We start from the raw sequence: 21647 nt of genomic DNA on the forward strand, positions 1-21647 counted from the left end.
CATGGCCATGGAAAAGATGTCCATTGCGAAGGCTCTCAACGAGTCGCTCCGCAAGGCCCTCGACACCGACCCCAAGGTCCTCATCATGGGTGAGGACGTCGGCAAGCTGGGCGGGGTCTTCCGGATCACCGACGGGCTCCAGAAGGACTTCGGCGAGGACCGGGTGATCGACACCCCGCTCGCCGAGTCCGGCATCGTCGGTACGGCGATCGGCCTGGCCCTGCGCGGCTACCGGCCCGTCGTGGAGATCCAGTTCGACGGCTTCGTCTTCCCCGCGTACGACCAGATCGTCACCCAGCTCGCCAAGATGCACGCCCGCGCGCTCGGCAAGATCAAGCTGCCGGTCGTCATCCGTATCCCGTACGGCGGCGGCATCGGCGCCGTCGAGCACCACAGCGAGTCGCCCGAGGCGCTGTTCGCGCACGTCGCGGGGTTGAAGGTGGTCTCGCCGTCCAACGCGAGCGACGCCTACTGGATGATGCAGCAGGCCGTCCAGAGCGACGACCCGATCATCTTCTTCGAGCCGAAGCGCCGCTACTGGGACAAGGGCGAGGTCGAGACCGACTCTATTCCCGGCCCGCTGCACAAGGCCTCGGTGGCCCGTACCGGCACCGATCTCACGCTCGTCGCGTACGGCCCGATGGTGAAGGTCTGCCTGGAGGCGGCCGCGGCCGCGCAGGAGGAGGGCAAGTCGATCGAGGTCCTGGACCTGCGCTCGATGTCCCCGATCGACTTCGATGCCATCCAGAGCTCGGTCGAGAAGACCGGCCGGCTCGTCGTGGTCCACGAGGCGCCGGTGTTCTACGGCTCCGGGGCCGAGATCGCCGCCCGGATCACCGAGCGCTGCTTCTACCACCTGGAAGCACCGGTGCTGCGGGTCGGCGGCTACCACGCCCCGTACCCGCCGGCGCGGCTGGAGGACGAGTACCTGCCGGGTCTCGACCGCGTGCTCGACGCCGTCGACCGCTCGCTGGCGTACTGAGGACTGGGACGTGACAACGATGACCGACACTTCCAACGCTGCTCGCTTCCGTGAGTTCAAGATGCCCGACGTGGGCGAGGGACTGACCGAGGCCGAGATCCTCAAGTGGTACGTCCAGCCCGGCGACACCGTCACCGACGGCCAGGTCGTCTGCGAGGTCGAGACGGCGAAGGCGGCCGTGGAGCTGCCGATCCCGTACGACGGGGTGGTGCACGAGCTGCGCTTCCCCGAGGGCACGACGGTCGACGTCGGCCAGGTGATCATCGCGGTGGACGTGGCACCGGGCAGCGGCGACGCGGCCCCGGCGGCTGAACCCGCCCCGGTTGCTCAGCCCGAACCGGAGCCCGAGGCCCCGAAGGGCCGCCAGCCGGTCCTGGTCGGCTACGGCGTCTCCGAGAGCTCGACCAAGCGACGGGCCCGCAAGGGCACGGCTGCTTCAGCGTCGGCCACTTCCGCGATCCAGAGCGAGATGAACGGCCACGCCACCGTCGTCCCGGAGAGCCGGCCGCTGGCCAAGCCGCCGGTCCGGAAGCTGGCCAAGGACCTGGGCATCGACCTGGCGACGGTCGTCCCGACCGGCGAGGGCGGCATCATCACCCGCGAGGACGTGCACGCGGCGGCCACGCCCGTACCGGCACAGGCCCCCGCGCCCGTCGCGGCTCCGGTGGCGGCCGAGGCCGCTCCGGAGGCCCCGGCTCCGGCCGTGGTCACCACGGTGGGCGCCCGCGAGACCCGTATCCCGGTCAAGGGCGTACGGAAGGCCATCGCCCAGGCGATGGTCGGCAGCGCCTTCACGGCTCCGCACGTCACCGAGTTCGTCACCGTCGACGTGACGCGCACGATGAAGCTGGTCGCGGAGCTCAAGGAGGACAAGGACATGGCGGGGGTGCGGGTCAACCCGCTCCTGATCATCGCCAAGGCCCTCCTGGTCGCGATCAAGCGGAACCCGGAGGTCAACGCCGCCTGGGACGAGGCGAACCAGGAGATCGTGCAGAAGCACTACGTCAACCTGGGCATCGCCGCCGCGACCCCGCGCGGTCTGATCGTGCCGAACATCAAGGACGCGCACGAGCAGACGCTCCCGCAACTGGCCGCGTCTCTGGGTGAGTTGGTCTCCACGGCCCGCGAGGGCAAGACGTCCCCGGCGGCGATGGCGGGCGGCACGGTGACCATCACCAACGTCGGCGTCTTCGGCGTTGACACGGGCACGCCGATCCTGAACCCGGGCGAGTCCGCGATTCTCGCGGTCGGTGCGATCAAGCTCCAGCCGTGGGTCCACAAGGGCAAGGTGAAGCCCCGTCAGGTCACCACGCTGGCCCTGTCGTTCGACCACCGCCTGGTCGACGGCGAGCTCGGCTCCAAGGTCCTGGCGGACGTCGCAGCGATCCTGGAACAGCCGAAGCGCCTGATCACCTGGGCGTAGCAGTCACTTCGGTACCTGTGCGAGATGGGCCCGCGCGAAGTTCGCGCGGGCCCATCGGCATGTCCGGCCCTTGCCGCAGGGCGAGTTCGGCGAACACGGTCTTGCCGACGGTGCGCGGCTCGACACCCCAGTGGCCCGCGACCCGCGCGACGATCAGGAGGCCCCGCCCGTAGCACTCCTCGGCCGTCGCCTCGCGCGGGACCGGCAGGTGTTCGCCGCGCGGGTCGCTGACCGCGATACGGAGCGCGGTCGCGGTGAGCGTGAGGTGGACGCGGAAGAGCCGCCCCCGGATGGCGCCGTGCAGTAACGCGTTGGTCGCCAACTCGCTGACCAGCAAAGCCGCGTCGCCGGACAGGCCCGGATGGCCCCACTCCTGGACGAGCCGCGCGGTGCGGCGCCGGGAGAAGGAGACGCTCTGGGCGGTCGGGGTGAAGTCGAGCCGGTCCTCGCGGAGGACGGGTTCGGGGACGGGGGGCTTCTCCTGGGCTGAGGTCATGGTCGCGTACCTCTCGATGAGGGGGCGGTGGCGATGCCGCGCCTGCGGGGCGCCGGTTCCGGCGCGGGGCAGGGCGGTGCACTTCCGCCGTGGCGGTACCGCGTTGTGAGCGGTTCGGTACCGAAAGTAGCGACTCGAGTCGTTGCACACAATCTCTCGGGGATAAATATCCCCATCGGAGTGATTGTGAGGTGACGGTCGCCGGTTGGAGACTGTCCCCGACCACAGGAGGTGTTGGGCTGTGCCGAAGTCGCCAGCAGACAGGGGAAACCGTGTGTCCACGGTCCTTGCACGGCAGTTGGGCGGTCAGCTTCTGGGCTTCAGGGAAGCTGCCGGGCTGAACCAGACGCAGGCCGCTGCGGCCCTCAGCTCCCAGGCCGCCAAGGTCGCCAAGATGGAGCATGGCTGGGTTCCGTTCCGGGACCCGGACGTCGTGGCGCTGTGCGCGGCGTACGGAGTTGACAGCCCGGACACGGTGGACGCTCTGCTTCGGCTGGCCAAACTGGACCGGGAACGGCGGAGGGCAAAGGGCTGGTGGTCCACTTCGCTGACGCAAGGGAGCCTGCGCGAGTACATCGCCATGGAGGATGTGGCTCTCAGGCTGCGCACGTGGCAGCTTGCTCTGATCCCAGGCTTGTTCCAGACGCCCGAGTACATGAGGGCCCTCTCGGTCGCGGCCGTCTCGCCCGACCGGATCGACGAGGTCGAGCGCCTGGTCGACGTGCGAGTGCGCCGCCAGCGGCGCCTGCATGGTGACAATCCGCTGCGGGTGCATGCGGTGATCTGGGAGGCGGCACTGCGACAGATGATCGGCGGCCCACAGGTCATGAGGCAACAACTCGAGCATCTGTGCTCATTGGCCGAGATGCCCAATATCGACGTGCAGGTGCTCCCGTTCAGGGCAGGGGTGCACTTGTGCGGTGGAGGGCCCTTCAACATCCTGTCGTTCGTCGAATCCGGTGCTCTGGATGTGGTGCACATGGACGGACTGCGCTCCACCAACTGGGTCGAGGGGGCCGAAGAGAGCGCCGCCTACACTGAGTTGTTCGCGCGCACCTGCGCCACGAGCCTGTCACCGTACGACTCGCTGCGGGTCATGGAGAACATTGCCAAGGGGATGAACGAGTGACCGAGTTCCGCTTCAGGAAGTCCAGTTACAGCGAGCCGAACGGCGAGTGCGTCGAGGTCGCCCGCAATATCCCCCGCACCGTCGCCGTCCGTGACTCCAAGCGGCCCGAAGGCCCCGTCATCGTTCTCGGCCCCGCCGCCTGGGACGCCTTCCGGGCCGGGCTGGTCCGGTCGTAGGACCGACCCGACCGACCCGACCGACCCGACCGACCCGGCCCGCCCGGCTAGCGCTGCGACTCCACCGCCTTCCCCGGTACCAGCAGGGCGAGGGTGCTGCGCGCTTCGCGCCGCAGTGTGCGACGCCGGGCGAAGGTCGCGGTGAGAGCGAGAATTGAGACCGTGCCTCCGTAGAACACGGCGGCAATCGTGGAGAGGAGCCCGATCGGCATCGGGCACGCACCTTTCTTCCCCCGCTCGGCCCGCCAGGCTCACAGCCCGGGGCGGGCGTTGATGCGTTTCCTCTCCATCGTACGAACGCCGTCAACTACCCGGCTCCGTACGGACGTTCGTCGGGGATAGCGGAGGACGATCCGGGAAGGATCACCGGCGTCCGGAGCATCACCGACTTCATCGGCTCCGTTGGTCCACCGTCTCCTGTCGAACAGTGCTTGCGGAACCTGTGGCTCGCCCTTCTCGGCCTTCCCACCGATCGAAAGGTTTCCCTCCGTGCACACGCAGTCCCCGAAACTCGTGCCCGAACCCACACCCACCCTGCTGGAGCGGCTCCCCGTATTACGCCGTGGACTCGACCGGCTGGAGCGCAAGCCCACCGCGTTCGGCCTGGTCATGTGGGCTTTCGGGCTGGCCAAGCCGGTGTTCCTGGACCATGTGGTGACACCCGAGCCGCGCGCCGAACTCGGCCCTGTGCGCGAGCTCCTGGAGAAGAACCGGGAGTGCTACGCCGAACACCTCACCGGCTTTCTCGATTACGCCGACCAGCTGGCCGGGATCCCCTTGAAGGGGGTGGAGAAGGCGTCCACCGCCTACTGGGGCAACACCTGGCTGCCCCCGCTGGACGCGGTCGCGCTCTATGGCTTCCTCGCCTCCGAGAGGCCGGCCCGCTATCTCGAGGTCGGCTCCGGGAACTCCACCAAGTTCGCCCGCCGGGCCATCCAGGACCTCGGTCTGAACACCCGAATCACGTCCATCGACCCGGAGCCCCGGGCCCATATCGATCACCTCTGCGACGACGTGATCCGTGTCCCGCTCCAGGACGCCGACCTCGGCGTGTTCGCCGAACTGGAGCCGGGCGACGTCCTCTTCGTCGACGGCTCGCACCGGCTTCAGATGGGCTCCGACGTCATGGTGTTCTTCTTCGAGCTGCTGCCCCGCGTCAAGCCGGGGGTGCTCATCCAGGTCCACGACATCATGCTTCCGGCGGACTACCCGGAGTCCTGGCGCTGGCGCCTCTACTCGGAGCAGTACCTCCTGGCCGCGCTGCTCACCGCCGCGCCGGAGCGCTTCGACGTCCGGTTGCCGAACGCCTTCGTCCACGCCGACCCGGAACTTCGGAAGATCCTTGCCCCGCTCTGGCGCCGGCTCGGTGTGACCAAGCACTTCGACCCGGGCTCCTTCTGGTGGCGGCACGCGGGCTGAGGCCGGGGCCACTGCTTCCCCGCATAACGCGCCGCGAGGACGCGCACAGGCTCGCACGATGGTGAACGCACCAATCCTCAGCGGGAATTGGGCTGCAAAGGCCCGCTGTTAAGGTGGCCGGATGGCATCGGTCAAGAAGTTCCAGGTCACTTTCGATTGCGCGGATCCCGAGCGTGTCGCCCGTTTCTGGTGCGAGGTGTTGGGGTACGTGGCGCCGCCGGTACCGGAGGGCTTCGACACATGGGACGACTACAACGCCTCGCTGCCGGTCGAGGAGCGCGGGGCCTGGTTCGTCTGCTCCGATCCCACGGGTGAGGGCCCGCGCATGTACTTCCAGCGCGTTCCCGAGGGCAAGGTCGCCAAGAACAGGGTGCACCTCGACGTGCGGGCCGGTACCGGGCTCGTGGGTGCGGAGCGTCTGGCCGTGCTTGAGGCCGAACGTGATCGGCTGGTGGCGCTCGGCGCGGTGTGCACGAAGGTGCTGTATGCCGACGAGGACAACGAGTCGTGCATCAACATGCAGGACATCGAGGGCAACGAGTTCTGTCTCGACTGAGCGTCCTCCGGTACGGCGAGAGGGGGCCCGCGTGGTGCGGGCCCCCTCTTTGCGTGTGCTGCCGGACCGGACTACTTCTTGAAGGAGTAGTCCATGATCTTCTTCATGTCCGCCGAGCGGTTGGTCGCGTTGGTGGACGCGAGCACCGTGCCGACGATCGTCTTGCTGCCGCGGGTGGCGGCGAAGACCAGGCAGTACTTGGCCGTCGGGCCGGAGCCGGTCTTGATGCCGATGGCGCCGCTGTAGCTGCTGAGCATGGTGTTGGTGTTGGTCCACGACATGTAGCGGTAGCCGCCGGACTTCGTGGTGACCTTCTGCTTGGTCGACTTGGTCTTGACGACCGCGCGGAAGGTGGAGCTCTTCATGGCGCTGCTGGCGAGCTTGGTCAGGTCGCGCGGCGTCGAGTAGTTGGAGCCGTTCCCTATGCCGTCGAACGAGTCGAAGTGGGTGTTCTTCAGCCCGAGGGTCTTGGCCTGGGCGTTCATCTTGCCGATGAACGACTTCACGCGGGCCGCGCGGGTGGAGCCGGAGCCGAACTTGTCGGCCAGCGCGTAGGCGGCGTCGCAGCCGGACGGCAGCATCAGGCCGTACAGCAGCTGGCGGACGGTGACCTTGTCGCCCACGATGAGGCGGGCCGAGGAAGCACCCTTGGAGACGATGTAGTCGCTGTACGCCTTCTGGACCGTGACCTTGGAATCCAGGTTCAGGTTCTTCTGCGACAGCACCACCTTCGCCGTCATGATCTTGGTGGTGGAGCCGGTGGAACGGCGGGTGTCCGCGGCCTTGGCGAACAGGGACTTCGCCGTGCCGTTGTTCATCGTGTAACCGCCCGCGGCGGTGATCTTGGGGGTGGGCGGCGTCGCGGCCTGCGCGGTGGAGGCGAAGACGCTGCCGGCGATGACCGCACCGGCCGTCAGGGCCACGGTGGCCGTGGCAGTGGCGCGACTTATGCCCTTAATGCCGATTTTCAACTTGAATGCTCCAAATGCCCCTGGAATGCGGCCACATGAAGGTGCCGCTCGGTGATGAGACTCACGAGAGTGCTGCATGGATGTACTGATTCCTGAGGCAATTTCAGGGATACGGGTGATTCCGGCCGTGGGTGGTGGAAAGCGGCGTGGCCGTCCGGAGCGGGCGCCCGTCCCGCATGGCGGACTGTTTTCGTCATGCACGCATCTTGTATCTATGCTGTGTGCATGCCTGCCGCACCCCCAGCCGTGAAGCCTGTCGCGAAGTCGTCCGTGAAGTCCGCCGTGAAGCCTGCTGCGAAGCAGCCCCCCGCCGCCGAGCGCGTGTACGCCCACATCAAGGAGGCGGTCCTGGGCCGCCGTTACGAGGGCGGCACGCTCCTGACCGAAGGTGATCTCGCGGAGGCCGTCGGCGTCTCCCGCACCCCCGTGCGCGAGGCGCTGCTGCGGCTGGAGGTCGAGGGGCTGATCAAGCTGTATCCGAAGAAGGGCGCCCTCGTTCTCGCCGTCTCCGCGCAGGAGATCGCGGATGTGGTGGAGACCCGGCTGCTGGTCGAGGAGTTCGCGGCCCGCAAGGCCGTGCCCGCCTCCGCGCAGCTGATCGGCCGGCTCGAAGAACTCCTGGAGGAGCAGCGGCAGCTGGCCGAGGCCGGGGACTTGGCGGCGGTGTCGGTGAAGGACCGCTGCTTCCACGCCGAGATCGTGCGCAACGCGGGCAACGACATCCTCTCGCGCCTCTACGACCAGCTGCGCGACCGGCAGTTGCGGATGGGCGTCGCCGTGATGGAGGCGCACCCGGGGAGGATCGCCGCCAACATCACCGAGCACGGTGAGCTGCTGGAGGCGATCAGGGCCGGGGACGCGGACGGTGCCGCGCAGGTCGTACGGCGCCATGTCGGCCGGGTCAAGGTGCTGGTCAGGGGTGAGGACCGGTGAGTTCTGCCGCCGCTCCCACCCTGTCCCTGCCCGGTGATCCACCCGGCGGCCGGCGTGCCGCGTGGGTCTGGGGCATCGGCGTCGCCGTCTACTTCGTCGCCATCATCTTCCGTACCAGCCTGGGAGTCGCCGGGCTCGACGCCGCCGACCGGTTCGACGTCAACGCCTCCGCGCTCTCCACGTTCTCCATCCTTCAGCTGCTGGTCTACGCGGGCATGCAGATACCCGTCGGCCTGATGGTCGACCGGCTCGGCACCAAGAAGGTCCTCACCCTCGGGGCCGTCCTGTTCACCCTCGGACAGCTCGGCTTCGCGCTCTCCCCCTCGTACGGCATGGCGCTGGCGTCCAGGGCACTGCTCGGCTGCGGTGACGCCATGACGTTCATCAGCGTGCTGCGGCTCGGCGCCCGCTGGTTCCCGGCCCGGCGCGGACCGCTGATCGGGCAGGTCGCAGCGCTCTTCGGGATGGCGGGCAACCTCGTCTCCACGCTCTTCATCGCACGGGCCCTGCACGGATTCGGCTGGACCACCACGTTCGTCGGCAGCTCCGCCGCCGGGGTCGTCGCCCTCGTTCTGCTTGTGCTGTTCCTCAAGGACCACCCCGAGGGGCATGAGCCGCCGCCCGCGGAGCACGCGGGCGCCGCCTATGTGCGCAAGCAGATCGCCGCGTCCTGGCGGGAGCCCGGCACCCGGCTCGGTATGTGGGTGCACTTCACCACGCAGTTCCCGGCCATGGTGTTCCTGCTGCTGTGGGGGCTGCCGTTCCTGGTGGAGGCGCAGGGGCTCAGCCGGGCCACCGCCGGTGAGCTGCTGACCCTGGTGGTGCTCTCCAACATGGCGTTCGGGCTGGTCTACGGGCAGATCATCGCCCGCCACCACGCGGCCCGCGCACCGCTGGCCCTCGGCACGGTCGCGGTGACGGCACTGCTCTGGGCGTCGGCCATCTTCTACCCGGGCGACCACGCGCCGATGTGGCTGCTGATCGTGCTGTGCGTGGTGCTCGGCGCGTGCGGTCCGGCCTCGATGATCGGCTTCGACTTCGCCCGCCCGGCCAACCCGCCGGAGCGCCAGGGCACCGCGTCGGGCATCGTCAACATGGGCGGCTTCATCGCCTCGATGACCACGCTGTTCGCCGTCGGTGTGCTGCTGGACGCCACCGGCGACAACTACCGGATCGCCTTCGCCTCGGTCTTCGTGCTGGAGGCGCTCGGCGTCGTGCAGATCCTGCGGCTGCACTCCAGGGCCACGCACCGTGAGCGGGACCACCACGTGGTCAGCCGGGTGGAGGCCGTGCACGTACCCGTGTGACCGCGGGATCGCGCCGGGCCGGCGGCGCGCCCGTCCTCAGCTGTGACGGGCGCCGCCGGTCAGGGCGTCAAGGAGTCACGGAGTCACGGCGAAGTTCTGCAGGATCGCCGTCGCCAGGTCCTGGTCGCCCTCGACCTTGACCCGGTCCGCGACCGTACCCGCGCGCACCCGCCCGCAGGCGAGCAGGAAGTACGTCTCCCAGTCCATCGCCAGCGTCACCACGGGCCCGAGCGACGGCGAACCGTCCACCGAACCCCGGCCCTCCGCGTCGACCCTGACGGTGCGCAGGAACTCCAGCGGCCCGTGTACATCGAGCACGATCGCCGAATTCGCCGGCGCTCCCGCGTCCTTGGCGACCACCTTCGGCAGTGCCTCCAGCAGGGTGTCCCGGACGACCGTCGCGCCGGGGGAGTCCAGATTGCCGGGCCGGCCCAGCGTCGCGCGCAGGTCCTGCTCGTGCACCCAGACGTCGAAGACGCGCATCCGCAGCGCCAGTTCGAGGGTCTGCTCGGCGCCGAGCGGCGCGCGGACCATGGTCTCGGGGTCACGTGTCTCGTTGCGGAGCTGACGCGCCCGGCGGATGATCGTGTACTCCAGCTCGGAGGTCATCTCCGGCGCGGTGTGGTGCCGCCGCACATCGACCTGCATCTCCATGTAGCGGGCGAAGTCGCTCTGTACGTGGTAGAGGTCGCGGGGCAGGGAGTGGATCGGGCGCGGGTCGCCGAGCTGCTCGCACTCCATGCCGATGACGTGCGAGACGATGTCACGCACCGACCAGGCGGGGCACGGCGTACGGCGGTTCCACTCTCCCTCGGCGAGCGGCTTCACCAGCTCGGCTATCGACTCGATGGAGTGGGTCCAGGCATCGGCGTAGGTCTGGAGGCTGGGATGGACGGTCACGGGACCCCTCGTGCGGTTCTGCGGTGCATGGGCTGGAGAAGCTGGGCGGCGGGCGCGGGCGGCGGTCTGCGGGCGGCGGTCTGCGTGGGAGGTTCGATCGCTAAGTTACGCTGCGAGCAGGCACCCCGGCAGTGCTTTCGTGTGACGATCGTAGGCCCGTGTTGACGGCTCGAATGCCAGGACGGTGGTAGTGTGCGCGCCTCCCTCATCCAGATCGCAGTAGACCCGGACGAATCCGTCGATTCCCGCAGGCAACGCGCGGCTTCGCTGGTCGCGGGCCGGCGCGGCGCGGATCTGGTGGTCCTTCCCGAGCTCTGGCCGGTCGGCGCCTTCGCGTACACCGCCTTCGAGGACGAGGCCGAACCGCTCCAGGGGCCCACCCACGACATCATGGCGAAGGCCGCGGCCGATGCCGGGGTCTGGCTCCACGCGGGCTCCTTCGTCGAGCGTGCCGCCGACGGCACCCTCTACAACACCTCGCTCGTCTTCACGCCCGAGGGCGAGCGGGCCGCCGCGTACCGCAAGATCCACCGCTTCGGCTTCGACAAGGGCGAGGCGGTCATGATGGGCGCAGGCGAGGAACTGGTCACGGTCGCCCTGCCGCGGACCACCCTCGGCCTCGCCACCTGTTACGACCTGCGCTTCCCGGAGATGTTCCGCGGGCTGGTCGACGCGGGCGCCGAGACGCTGATCGTCGCGGCGGGCTGGCCCGAGCGGCGCCGCGCCCACTGGACGCTGCTGGCCCAGGCCCGCGCGGTCGAGAACCAGTCGTACGTCCTGGCCGTCGCCACCGCGGGCACCCACGCCGGGGTCGAGCAGGCCGGACACAGCATCGTCGTCGACCCGTGGGGCGAGGTGCTCGCGGAGGCGGGCGCGGCCGAGGAGGTGCTCGACGTGGAATTCGACCCGGCGAGGGTGGCCGCGACCCGTGAGCAGTTCCCGGCCCTCAAGGACCGCCGCCTGGGGCTGAATCCGCCCTCCTAGGCCGTTGAGTCCTGTTTCACGTGAAACAGGACTCGGGGCTCCGGGCTCAGCCCTCGTGCTCCTTCTCCGCGAGCACGATGACGCAGACCGACACGGCGATGAGCAGCGCCGTGTCGGCGTCCTCCCGTACGACGTCGATGCCGTAGGTGTCCCGGACGGTCAGCCATCGCCGGGAGATCTGGGCCAGCAGCTCCCCGTCGTAGTCGATGGCGAACTCGCGGTCCAGGATCTTGCCGCTGACATCGAGTTCGGTGCCGTCGACCAGCGTGACCCGGTAGTGGTTGCGCAGCAGCGACAGCCGCTTGCGCTTGATCCTGGCGAGTTGCTCGCCGTCCCGCTCGATGAGCATCGTGTCGCGCAGGCTGAGCAGCTTCTGCCGGATCTCGACCAGGATCCGGCCCTGAGCGTCCTTCAGCTCGAAGGTGTCCCGCACCCGCATGGCCTTGCCGTCGACGAGGAACACCTTGCGGCCGTCCGCGTCCTCGATCCAGTAGTCGTCACCGACGGCGAAAAGCCGTTCACGCACCAGGAATCTCATGGCTCACAGGTTCCCCGAGGTACCTGCGGAATGCGTGGACGCCACGGTGATGTTGACTGTTCACATGGCAACACGTGCGCGCGTCCGGGCCCCCGAGCTGATCGGCAAGGGCGGCTGGCTCAATACAGGCGACCAGCAGTACACCCTCGCTGACCTGCGAGGACGTATTGTGATCCTGGATTTCTGGACCTTCTGCTGTGTGAACTGTCTGCATGTCCTCGATGAGCTGCGCGAGCTGGAGGAGAAGCACCGCGACACCTTGGTGATCATCGGGGTGCACTCGCCGAAGTTCGTCCACGAGGCCGAGCACCAAGCCGTCGTCGACGCCGTCGAGCGGTACGAGGTCCACCACCCGGTCCTCGACGATCCGGAGCTGGCGACCTGGAAGCAGTACGCCGTACGGGCCTGGCCCACGCTGGTCGTCATCGACCCCGAGGGCTATGTCGTCGCCCAGCACGCCGGCGAGGGCCATGCGCACGCCATCGCGAAGCTGGTCGAGGAGCTGGAGGCCGAGCACGGGGCGAAGGGCACGCTGCGCCGCGGCGACGGCCCCTACGTCGCGCCCGAACCGATCGCCACGCATCTGCGCTTCCCCGGCAAGGCGCTGCTCCTGCCCGACGGCGGCTTCCTCGTCTCCGACACCACCCGCCACCGCCTGGTCGAGCTCGAGCGTGACGGTGAGACGGTCCGCCGTCACATCGGTACGGGGGACAGAGGGTTCGCCGACGGCGGGCCGGACGAGGCCCGGTTCTCCGAGCCGCAGGGGCTCGCCGTGCTGCCCGACGGCCGGATCGCGGTCGCCGACACGGTCAACCACGCCGTCCGGGCCCTCGACCTCGGCACCGGGGCGACGACGACGCTCGCCGGCACCGGCCGCCAGTGGTGGCAGGGCTCGCCGACGTCCGGACCGGCCCGCGAGGTCGACCTCTCCTCCCCCTGGGACGTCGCCTGGTTCGCGGACCGGCTGTGGATCGCCATGGCGGGCGTGCACCAGCTGTGGACGTACGACCCCGCGACGCAGACCGTCCGGGTGGCGGCGGGCACCACCAACGAGGGACTGGTCGACGGGCCGGCCGACGAGGCCTGGTTCGCCCAGCCGTCCGGGCTGGCCGCCTCCGCCGACGGGGAGCGGCTCTGGGTCGCCGACTCGGAGACGTCCGCCCTGCGGTACATCGAGCGCGACGGCGACGGCTTCGCCGTCCGTACGGCCGTCGGCACCGGGCTCTTCGACTTCGGGCACCGCGACGGCGCCGCCGGACAGGCCCTGTTCCAGCACCCGTTGGGGGTGACCGCGCTGCCCGACGGGTCCGTCGCCGTCTGCGACACGTACAACCACGCGCTGCGGCGCTACGACCCCGCGAGCGACGAGGTCACCACCCTGGCCACGGATCTGCGCGAGCCCAGCGACGCCGTGCTGGTCGACGGCGATCTCGTCGTCGTCGAGTCCGCCCGGCACCGGCTGACCCGGCTGCGGCTGCCCGAGGAGGCCGTGCGCGTCGCCGACCGGGCCCACCGCACCCAGCGGGCGGCCACCGAGATCGCCCCGGGCACGCTCCGGCTCGATGTGGTCTTCCAGGCGCCCGCCGGGCAGAAGCTGGACACCCGGTACGGTCCCTCGACCCGGCTGCTGGTCTCGGCGACCCCGCCCGAGCTGCTGGCGGAGGGTGCGGGGCCGGGGACGGACCTGTTCCGTGACCTGGTCCTGGCCGACGGCGTCACCGAGGGCGTCCTGCACGTGTCGGCGATGGCGGCGTCCTGCGACGACGACCCCGCGAACGAGTACCCCGCCTGCCATGTCCACCAGCAGGACTGGGGCGTCCCCGTCCGGGTGGGCGCCCAGGGAGCGTCCAGGCTGCCGCTGGTGCTGGCGGGAATGGACGAGCAGGGCTGAGGACCGCGGGCCCGGTCGCGCGACCGGGCCCAGGGGGTCTCACCCGTTGTCGGTGAGCCGTCGTACCGCCTGCTCGTACCGCTTGCGGTACTCCGGCTCCGCCGTCACCCGCAGCAGCGCCTGGAGGGCCCGCACCGCGCCCTCGTCGTAGCCGGTGTGTTCAGCCTCCCCGGCCGCCAGGTCCAGCAGCCGGATCCCCTCGCCCTCCTCGCCGAGCGCCAGCCGGGCCTCGCCGCTGGTGGTCAGCAGCAGCACCCTGCGGGCGACCTCCTCGTGCTCGGGCCCCAGGTCGAGCGCGGCCCGGACGGATTCGAGGGCCTCGTGCGGCCGGTTCGCGGTGAGCTGCATCCGTGCGAGGTGCTGGAGCGCCAGCGTCTCGGTGTGCGCGTCCTGCTCCTCGCGGGCCAGTTCGACGGCCCGCCCGCAGCCCTCCAGTGCCGTGTCGAGCCCTCCCTGCTCGGCCTGGACGACGGCGAGGTTGATCAGCGCGGTCGCCTCGCCGAGCAGGTCGCCGGCCTGACGGGCCAGCACCGGCGAGCGCTCCAGCAGGGCGACGGCCTCGGCGGTCCGCCCCTCCTCGGTCAGCACCCAGCCCAGCAGGTTGAGCACCCGGGACTCGGCGTACGCGTCGTCGTGGGCGCGGGCGGAGTCCAGAGCCAGTTCCAGCAGCGGGGACCAGCTGTCCCGCACCCGCCACACCACCTGGGGCCACTGGAGCAGGATGATCCGCCACGCCCGGTCGTGGAACCCGGCGGTCCGGGCCGCGACGGCGGCCAGGGCCAGATCGTCGCGCTCGGCCGCCAGCCAGCGCATCGCCGCCGACCGGTCCACGAAGTCCCGTACGGCCGCGGGGCGGTGGTAGTCCTCCGGCAGGACGAAGCAGGGCTCGCCCCCGGGCTCGGCCGTGTCGGCGGCGGCGAGCGCGGTGGCGATGTAGTGGTCGAGCACCCCGATGAGCGCCTCGGGGCCGCCCTCGGGGTCCATGCCGCGGGCGTAGAGGCGCACCAGATCGTGCAGTATCCAGTGCCCGGGAACCGTCTCGGTGACGAGATGGGCGGCGGCGAGCCGTTCCAGCGCCGCCGTGGCGACGACCGGGTCGGTGCCGGCCAGCGCGGCCGCCGTGTACGGGTCGAAGTGGCTGCCGGGGTGGTGGCCGAGCCGGGCGAGCTGGTGGACGGCGTCCTGCGGCAGCTGCTGCACGGTCAGCCGCAGCGCGGCCGAGACACCGGTGTCGTCCACGTCGAGGAACGCCAGCCGGCCGCGTTCGTCGGCCAGTTCGTCGGCGAGACCGGCCAGCGTCCACGACGGGCGCCCGGCCAGCCGGGCCGCGGTGACCCGCAGCGCGAGCGGCAGCCCGCCGCAGAGTTCGGCGAGCCGACGGGCCGCGACCGGCTCCGCGAGCACCCGGTCCTCACCGAGCACACCGGCCAGCAGGGCCGTGCCGTCCGGCGGTTCGAGCACGTCGAGCGGTACGGGGCGGGCCGCGTCCGAGGCGATGAGGCCCTCCAGCCGGTGGCGGCTGGTGACCAGCGTGACGCAGTCGGTGCCGCCCGGCAGCAGCGGCCGGACGGTGGCGGAGTGGCGGGCGTTGTCGAGTATGACCAGCAGTCGGCGCCGGTCGGTCAGCGAGCGGAAGAGCGCGGCGGCGGCCGCGACGGACTCCGGGACGCGGCGGGGCGCGACGCCGAGCGCCAGCAGGAACTCGCGCAGCACCTCGATGAGCGCGGGCTCACCGGTGTCGCTGAACCCGCGCAGATCGGCGAAGAGCCGCCCGTCCGGGAAGGCTGCCGGGCTGCGGTGCGCCCACTGGAGGGCCAGCGCGGTCTTGCCCACCCCGGCCGGTCCGGTGACCAGGCAGACGGGCGCCTCGCCCGCCGCGGCCCGGGTCAGCGCGGCCAGTTCGGCGGTCCGCCCCTGGAAACCGCGGGGTGCGCGGGGCAGCAGATCGGTGGGGTGCAGCTCGCCCGCGAGGGATGGCACGGGGATCGGGCGGGGCGGCGCGGGGCTGGGGGCGCCGCCCGTACCGCCGCCCGCACCGCCGGGCGACTCGTCCGGCCGGCCGGCCGGTTCGGCCGCGGCCCCGCCGTCCGGTCCGGTCCGCCGGTCCGCCGCCGGACGGGCCGCAGGCACGGGCCCGGCGCCGCCGGAGCCGTCACGGCCACCGCTGTCACCGGTACCGCCCGCCCGGACCGGACCGCGGGCCGCCGCCCCCCGCCCGTCGGGCGCGTTCCGTCCGCCCTCCCGGCCGGCGTCCGGACCGGGGTCGCCGCGCAGGATCAGTGCGTAGGCGTCCGCGAGTTCGTGGCCCGGATCGATCCCCAGCTCGTCGGCGAGCAGCCGCCGCGTGCGGTGGAACCAGTCCAGCGCCTCCGACTGACGCCCCGCCCGGTACAGCGCCGTCATCAGGGCCGCCGCCAGCGACTCCCGCATCGGGTGCGCGACGGCCTCCGCCCGCAGCACCGCCGCTGCCCGGTTGTGCTCTCCCAGCGCCGCGTAGGCGCGCGCCAGCTGTTCGACCGTCGCCAGCCGGGACTCCTCCAGCGAGTGCGCGGCGGCCTGGAGCGGCCGCCCGGCGAACGCGCCGCTGAGCGCCGGGCCCTGCCACAGGGACAGCGCCTCCTTGAGCATCAGCACCGCGTCGGCGGGGCTGCGCTGTCCCCGCGCGAGTGTCAGCAGTTCCTCGAACCGCTGCGAGTCCAGCAGGGTCTCCGGCAGCCGCAGCACATAGGCGTCGCCGAGCGTGACCAGCTCCACGCCGTACGCCTCCGCGTCCGCGCCCACCAGCAGGGCGCGCAGCCGGGACACATGGCCCTGGATGACGCTGCGGGCGTGCAGCGGTGGTGTGTCGTCCCACAGGGAGTCCGTCAGCCTGGCGATGGAGACGGGGGTGTTGGCGGACAGCAGCAGCGCGGCGAGCAGACTGCGGCGCTTGGCGGGACCGAGCGGCAGCGGCCCGGTGAACGTGTCGACGGAGACGGTGCCGAGCAGCCGGAACTCCACTGGGGGTTTCCCTTCCGGGCAGGACGCGCCCGGGGCCGGGCACGGAAAAGTCCCAGGGTATCGGGGTGCCGGGGAGCCGACGACGGGTCGTGCCCGATCGGCGGGGTGCGCCCACGAAGGGCGCTGTGCGACGGCGGGCCGACGGGCCGGAGCGTCTCGCGCACCCGGCCCGTCGACGGCCTCGCGGTGGGCGGGCTCAGCCCGCCAGGAACGACGTCAGCGCGTTGGCCAGCAGGTACGGGTCGTCCGCCCCGCACAGCTCACGGGCGCTGTGCATCGACAGGATCGCGACGCCGATGTCCACGGTCTGGATGCCGTGCCGGGCGGCGGTGATCGGGCCGATCGTGGTGCCGCACGGCATCGAGTTGTTGGAGACGAACGTCTGCCACGGCACGTCCGCCTTGCGGCACGCCTCCGCGAACACGGCCCGGCCGCTGCCGTCGGTCGCGTACCGCATGTTGACGTTGACCTTGAGGATCGGTCCGCCGTTGGCCACCGGGTGGTGGGTCGGGTCGTGGCGTTCGGCGTAGTTGGGGTGAACCGCGTGACCGGTGTCGGAGGAGAGGCAGACGGTCCCCGCGAAGGCCCGGGCGCGGTCCTCGTACGTACCGCCGCGCGCGAAGACGGAACGCTCCAGGACCGTGCCGAGCAGCGGCCCGTCGGCGCCGGTGTCGGACTGCGAGCCGTTCTCCTCGTGGTCGAAGGCGGCCATGACCGGGATGTACGGAAGCTCCGCGTCCGGCTGCCCGGCGACCGCGCCGAGCGCGGCGGTCGCCGCGTGCACGGAGAGCAGGTTGTCCATCCTGGGCCCGGCCAGCAGCTCGCGGTCCCGGCCCAGGTAGGCGGGCGGCTCCACGGCGTGCGGCATCAGGTCCCAGCCGGTCACGTCCTCGGCGTCGACGCCCGCCTCCTCGGCGACGAACCGGATCAGGTCCCCCTCCTCGACGTCCCCGAGCCCCCAGATCGGCTGCATGTGCTTCTGCCGGTCGAGCTTGAGACCGTCGGGGTTGGCCGACCGGTCCAGGTGCACGGCCAGCTGCGGCACGCGCAGCAGTGGCCGGTCGATGTTCACCAGCCGGTGCGTGCCGTCGCGCAGCGAGATCCGGCCGGCGAGGCCGAGGTCCCGGTCGAGCCAGGTGTTGAGGAGAGTCCCGCCGTAGATCTCCACGGCGACCTGCCGCCAGCCGTACGCCCCGGTGTCGGGCAGCGGCTTGACCCGCAGGTTCGGCGAGTCGGTGTGCGCCCCGACGATCCGGAACGGGGTGTGCGCCGAGGCGCCCTCCGGCACGTACCAGGCAACGATCGCACCGCCGCGCAGGACGTACTTCCCCCCGCTGGTCCCGTCCCAGGCCGCGGTCTCCTCGACCTGCCGGAATCCGGCCTTCTCCAGTCGGCCGGCCGCGGTGGCCACAGCGTGGTACGGGGAGGGGGAGGCCATCAGGAAGGCCATCAGATCGTCGGTGTGCCCGCGGTCGAAGCGGAGGGAGGAACTCATGTTCTTCACTGTAACGAGGCCGGACCGGGTGGCTTCACCGCCGTCGCGCGGGGGCATCCGCTCAGCTCCCCGGGATCGTCGCCGAGGGCTTCTCGCCGTTCTGGGCCTGCTGCGCCCGCTCGGCGAACATGGCCGCGAACGCCTTGACCTCCTTGTCGGCAACGGCTGATTTGCCCGGGGTACCGGTGCTGACGCCCAGGACGGTCGTCCCTACCCGGATCTGCGCGATCGTGGCCGGTCCGCCCATGGTGCCGACCGCGGCGCGATTGGCCTCGCGCTCGGCGCCCGTACCGCCGAGGTCCACCTGCTCGGCGCCCACGCCGACCCGGTCCCCGCCGTACCACTCGGCCAGGACGTCGTACGCGGCCTCAGCGGTCTTCTCGTCCTCGTAGGCGAGGGTCCAGAAATTCAGCGACGTCCCGTCCGCCTTGCGCACGAAGGCCGAGGTGCCCCAGGACGTGACCGGGTCACAGGCCGTCTTCCGCTGCTCCTTCGTCCTTGCCACGCAGACCGACGGCGGATATTCGGGGACCGGCTTCTGGGCCTCCGGCTTCAGGTGGTTCCGCCAGCCCGGTACGGCTTTCGCGTCCGGCAACACCGAGGCGACCTGCCCCTTGTCGAGCGCCGCCGCCGTGGCGTCGCCGCCCCCGCAGCCCGCGAGCAGCAGCATCGCCGCTCCGGCCGCCAGGAACCCCTGACCCGCTCGTGCACCCGCGAAACCCTTGCCACCCATGAGTGAACCCCGCCCCCTCCGGCTTGCTGGACATCCGATCCTAGAGAAGGCCGGTGCGGCGGGGCGGGCCAGGTCTACAGGCGGTCGATGGCGGTCAGGTCGATGTCGATGTCGTACGGGACGGAGAGCTTCAGCCGGTCGTGGTGGACGCCGGAGGCGACGTACTGCTTGTTGACCGGGTCCAGCGCGTACGTCCGGACCACGGGCCGGCCGCTCGCGGACATCTCGACGAGCCAGAAGTTCTGGATGCCGGCCCCGGCGTACTTGTGCGGCTTGGTGTCGCGGTCCCGAGCCTCGGAATCGGGCGAGACGACCTCGACGGCGAGCAGGACATCGGCGGCCTGGTAGCGGGTCTGGAGCTGGTCCCCGTCCGCTTCGGCCGTCACCACGACGAGGTCGGGTTCCGGTGCGTTGCGCCTGCCGAGGACGACGGCCATCTCGCGGCGGACCCGCAGATCTTCCGGGACGCTGCCGCGCAGTCCCTGTTCCAGCAAATACATCGCCAGCGTGGGGAACTTCCGCTGCGGACTCACGAAAACCAGACTCCCGTCGATCAGCTCCGTGTGCGGCGGGAGGTCGTGAAGAGAGAACAGGTCGTCCACGGTGTAGCCGTCCGACGGCGGGACCGGCCACTTGGAACCGCCCGGCTGGCGGTGCGGCGAGTCGGGCGGTGCCTCGGCAGTCATGGTTCCTCCCATGGACGGGATTCTCGGACCTGCACTCAGCGTACCCAGCCGATACGACAGCACCGCCACCCGGAAGCGTGTCCGGGTGACGGTGCGTATTGACGACCTCGAAGCAGAGGGCTAGAACGCCGCCTCGTCCAGCTCCATCAGCGAGTTGTCGACGGACTCGGCGAGCGCGCGCTCGGCCGAGACGCCCGGCAGGACGTTCGCGGCGAAGAACTTCGCCGCGGCGATCTTGCCCTGGTAGAAGGCGACGTCCTTCGCGGAGGCGTCCCGCAGCTTCTCCGTCGCGTCGGCCGCGCCCTTGAGGAGCAGGTAGCCGACGACGACATCGCCGGAGGCCATCAGCAGGCGGGTGGTGTTGAGGCCCACCTTGTAGATGTTCTTGACGTCCTCGCCGGTCGCGGTGAGGTCGGTGATCATCGTGCCGACGATCGCCTCCAGATCCACGGCAGCCTTGGCGAGCGAGTCCAGCGCACCGGACAGCTCCTCGTTGCCCTGGGCGCCGGCGAGGAACTTCTTGATCTCCTCGGAGAGGGCGTTCAGCGAGGCACCCTGGTCGCGGACGATCTTCCGGAAGAAGAAGTCCTGGCCCTGGATCGCCGTCGTGCCCTCGTACAGCGTGTCGATCTTGGCGTCACGGATGTACTGCTCGATCGGGTACTCCTGGAGGTACCCGGAGCCGCCGAAGGTCTGGAGCGACTGCGCCAGCTGCTCGTAGGACTTCTCGGAGCCATAGCCCTTCACGATCGGGAGCAGCAGGTCGTTGAGGCCGTGCAGCGCCTTGGCGTCCTCGCCCGCGGCCTCCTTCTCCTGGATCGCGTCCTGGACGGTGGCGGTGTACAGCACCAGGGAGCGCATGCCCTCCGCGTACGCCTTCTGCGTCATGAGGGAGCGGCGCACGTCGGGGTGGTGCGTGATGGTGACCTTGGGGGCGGCCTTGTCCATGAACTGCGACAGGTCCGTGCCCTGGACGCGCTCCTTGGCGTACTCCAGCGCGTTCAGGTAGCCGGTCGACAGGGTGGCGATGGCCTTCGTGCCGACCATCATGCGGGCGAACTCGATGATGCGGAACATCTGGCGGATGCCGTCGTGCTTGTCGCCGATCAGCCAGCCCTTGGCGGGGTGCTGGTCGCCGAAGGTCATCTCGCAGGTGTTGGACGCCTTGAGGCCCATCTTGTGCTCGACGTTCGTCGCGTACACGCCGTTGCGCTCGCCCAGCTCGCCGGTGGTCCAGTCGAAGTGGAACTTCGGGACCATGAAGAGCGAGAGGCCCTTCGTGCCGGGGCCGGCGCCCTCGGGGCGGGCCAGCACGTAGTGGATGATGTTCTCGGACATGTCGTGCTCGCCCGAGGTGATGAAGCGCTTCACACCCTCGATGTGCCAGGAGCCGTCCTCCTGCTCGACGGCCTTGGTGCGGCCGGCGCCGACGTCGGAGCCCGCGTCCGGCTCGGTCAGCACCATCGTCGAGCCCCACTGCCTCTCGACGGCGATCTCGGCGATCTTCTTCTGCGCCTCGTTGCCCTCCTCGAAGAGGATGCCGGCGAACGCCGGGCCGGAGGAGTACATCCACACAGCCGGGTTGGCGCCGAGCAGCAGCTCCGCGTAGCCCCAGATCAGGGAGCGCGGCGAGGTGGTGCCGCCGATCTCCTCGGGCAGGCCCAGGCGCCAGTACTCGGAGTCCATGAACGCCTGGTACGACTTCTTGAAGGTCGCCGGGACCGGCGCGGTGTTGGTCTCCGGGTCGAAGACCGGCGGGTTGCGGTCGGCGTCCGCGAAGGACTCGGCCAGCTCGTTCTCGGCGAGGCGGTTGACCTCGTCGAGGATGCTCTTCGCCGTCTCGACGTCCATCTCGGCGAACGGGCCGGTGCCGTACGTCTTGTCGCGCCCGAGCACCTCGAAGAGGTTGAACTCGATGTCGCGGAGATTCGACTTGTAGTGCCCCATGAAGGCTCCGTAATCAATAGCAGTGGCGCGCAGTGCCCCGGGACGGGGTGTGGGCCGGGCGGGCGACGAGGTGGCGGTGCG

20 protein-coding genes are annotated in these 21647 nt (G+C 70.5%); 10 read left to right on the plus strand and 10 right to left on the minus strand.

The window, feature by feature from the left end; all coding sequences use genetic code 11:
• Position 1 precedes the first annotated feature (1 nt).
• Together OHA19_RS20745 and OHA19_RS20750 are read left to right on the plus strand one after the other, a co-directional pair.
• On the plus strand, positions 2 to 982 hold the full coding sequence (locus OHA19_RS20745) for an alpha-ketoacid dehydrogenase subunit beta (protein WP_266689878.1): 981 nt from the start codon (positions 2 to 4) through the stop codon (positions 980 to 982).
• A 10-nt stretch (positions 983 to 992) separates the two neighbouring features.
• Positions 993 to 2405: a dihydrolipoamide acetyltransferase family protein gene (locus OHA19_RS20750; protein ID WP_405751107.1), complete on the plus strand. Its 1413-nt coding sequence runs from the start codon at positions 993 to 995 to the stop codon at positions 2403 to 2405.
• Here the strand turns inward: OHA19_RS20750 and OHA19_RS20755 are convergent.
• Entirely contained in the window at positions 2392 to 2901 is a 510-nt protein-coding gene (locus OHA19_RS20755; RefSeq protein ID WP_405714504.1) for an ATP-binding protein, read from the minus strand. The genes OHA19_RS20750 and OHA19_RS20755 overlap by 14 nt on opposite strands.
• Before the next feature lie 274 nt (positions 2902 to 3175).
• Between OHA19_RS20755 and OHA19_RS20760 the strand changes: the two genes are divergently transcribed.
• The gene (locus OHA19_RS20760) at positions 3176 to 4030 is read left to right on the plus strand and encodes a helix-turn-helix domain-containing protein (protein ID WP_405714502.1); all 855 of its coding nucleotides are present in this window, start codon (positions 3176 to 3178) and stop codon (positions 4028 to 4030) included.
• Positions 4027 to 4206, plus strand: coding sequence for a DUF397 domain-containing protein (locus OHA19_RS20765; protein WP_405714500.1), 180 nt, complete (start codon positions 4027 to 4029; stop codon positions 4204 to 4206). The genes OHA19_RS20760 and OHA19_RS20765 overlap by 4 nt, the downstream gene beginning before the upstream one ends.
• Before the next feature lie 47 nt (positions 4207 to 4253).
• Here OHA19_RS20765 and OHA19_RS20770 read toward each other — a convergent pair whose 3' ends face one another.
• A complete protein-coding gene (locus tag OHA19_RS20770; protein WP_405714498.1) occupies positions 4254 to 4418 on the minus strand; it encodes a hypothetical protein in 165 nt (54 codons plus the stop codon).
• 277 nt (positions 4419 to 4695) lie between these two features.
• On the opposite strand from OHA19_RS20770, the gene OHA19_RS20775 reads away from it, so the two are divergent.
• Both OHA19_RS20775 and OHA19_RS20780 read left to right on the plus strand, forming a co-directional pair.
• Entirely contained in the window at positions 4696 to 5625 is a 930-nt protein-coding gene (locus OHA19_RS20775) for a class I SAM-dependent methyltransferase (RefSeq protein ID WP_405714496.1), read from the plus strand.
• A gap of 121 nt (positions 5626 to 5746) precedes the next feature.
• Entirely contained in the window at positions 5747 to 6181 is a 435-nt protein-coding gene (locus tag OHA19_RS20780) for a VOC family protein (RefSeq protein ID WP_405714495.1), read from the plus strand.
• Between the two features lie 71 nt (positions 6182 to 6252).
• On the opposite strand, the gene OHA19_RS20785 is transcribed toward OHA19_RS20780, so the two are convergent.
• Positions 6253 to 7152: a D-alanyl-D-alanine carboxypeptidase family protein gene (locus OHA19_RS20785; protein ID WP_405714493.1), complete on the minus strand. Its 900-nt coding sequence runs from the start codon at positions 7150 to 7152 to the stop codon at positions 6253 to 6255.
• 225 nt (positions 7153 to 7377) lie between these two features.
• Between OHA19_RS20785 and OHA19_RS20790 the strand changes: the two genes are divergently transcribed.
• Entirely contained in the window at positions 7378 to 8085 is a 708-nt protein-coding gene (locus OHA19_RS20790) for a GntR family transcriptional regulator (protein ID WP_405714491.1), read from the plus strand.
• Complete coding sequence (locus OHA19_RS20795) at positions 8082 to 9392, plus strand: nitrate/nitrite transporter (protein WP_405751110.1); 1311 nt, start codon at positions 8082 to 8084, stop codon at positions 9390 to 9392. Before OHA19_RS20790 ends, OHA19_RS20795 begins: the two co-directional genes overlap by 4 nt.
• A gap of 75 nt (positions 9393 to 9467) precedes the next feature.
• Here the strand turns inward: OHA19_RS20795 and OHA19_RS20800 are convergent, their stop codons facing one another.
• Positions 9468 to 10292 (minus strand): maleylpyruvate isomerase family mycothiol-dependent enzyme, encoded by an 825-nt coding sequence (locus OHA19_RS20800; RefSeq protein WP_405714487.1) that lies wholly within the window; start codon positions 10290 to 10292, stop codon positions 9468 to 9470.
• A gap of 192 nt (positions 10293 to 10484) precedes the next feature.
• On the opposite strand from OHA19_RS20800, the gene OHA19_RS20805 reads away from it, so the two are divergent.
• Entirely contained in the window at positions 10485 to 11276 is a 792-nt protein-coding gene (locus OHA19_RS20805; protein ID WP_405714485.1) for a carbon-nitrogen family hydrolase, read from the plus strand.
• A 46-nt stretch (positions 11277 to 11322) separates the two neighbouring features.
• Here OHA19_RS20805 and OHA19_RS20810 read toward each other — a convergent pair whose 3' ends face one another.
• Positions 11323 to 11814 (minus strand): LURP-one-related/scramblase family protein, encoded by a 492-nt coding sequence (locus tag OHA19_RS20810; RefSeq protein WP_405714483.1) that lies wholly within the window; start codon positions 11812 to 11814, stop codon positions 11323 to 11325.
• Between the two features lie 64 nt (positions 11815 to 11878).
• Here OHA19_RS20810 and OHA19_RS20815 point away from each other — a divergent pair, with 64 nt between their 5' ends.
• On the plus strand, positions 11879 to 13705 hold the full coding sequence (locus OHA19_RS20815) for an NHL domain-containing thioredoxin family protein (protein WP_405714481.1): 1827 nt from the start codon (positions 11879 to 11881) through the stop codon (positions 13703 to 13705).
• 39 nt (positions 13706 to 13744) lie between these two features.
• Here the strand turns inward: OHA19_RS20815 and OHA19_RS20820 are convergent, their stop codons facing one another.
• From OHA19_RS20820 to OHA19_RS20840, 5 genes are all read right to left on the minus strand, one after another.
• Positions 13745 to 16705: a BTAD domain-containing putative transcriptional regulator gene (locus OHA19_RS20820; protein WP_405751112.1), complete on the minus strand. Its 2961-nt coding sequence runs from the start codon at positions 16703 to 16705 to the stop codon at positions 13745 to 13747.
• Positions 16706 to 16901: 196 nt separating this feature from the next.
• Positions 16902 to 18200: a M18 family aminopeptidase gene (locus OHA19_RS20825; protein ID WP_405714477.1), complete on the minus strand. Its 1299-nt coding sequence runs from the start codon at positions 18198 to 18200 to the stop codon at positions 16902 to 16904.
• Positions 18201 to 18261: 61 nt separating this feature from the next.
• Positions 18262 to 18933, minus strand: coding sequence for a hypothetical protein (locus tag OHA19_RS20830; RefSeq protein ID WP_405714475.1), 672 nt, complete (start codon positions 18931 to 18933; stop codon positions 18262 to 18264).
• A gap of 74 nt (positions 18934 to 19007) precedes the next feature.
• Positions 19008 to 19619, minus strand: coding sequence for a Uma2 family endonuclease (locus tag OHA19_RS20835; RefSeq protein ID WP_405751114.1), 612 nt, complete (start codon positions 19617 to 19619; stop codon positions 19008 to 19010).
• A 120-nt stretch (positions 19620 to 19739) separates the two neighbouring features.
• Positions 19740 to 21566: an acyl-CoA dehydrogenase gene (locus tag OHA19_RS20840; protein ID WP_405751116.1), complete on the minus strand. Its 1827-nt coding sequence runs from the start codon at positions 21564 to 21566 to the stop codon at positions 19740 to 19742.
• Positions 21567 to 21647: the final 81 nt, after the last annotated feature.

It is taken from the genome of Streptomyces sp. NBC_00012, assembly GCF_045040875.1.
In the GTDB taxonomy this organism is placed as follows: Bacteria; Actinomycetota; Actinomycetes; order Streptomycetales; family Streptomycetaceae; genus Streptomyces.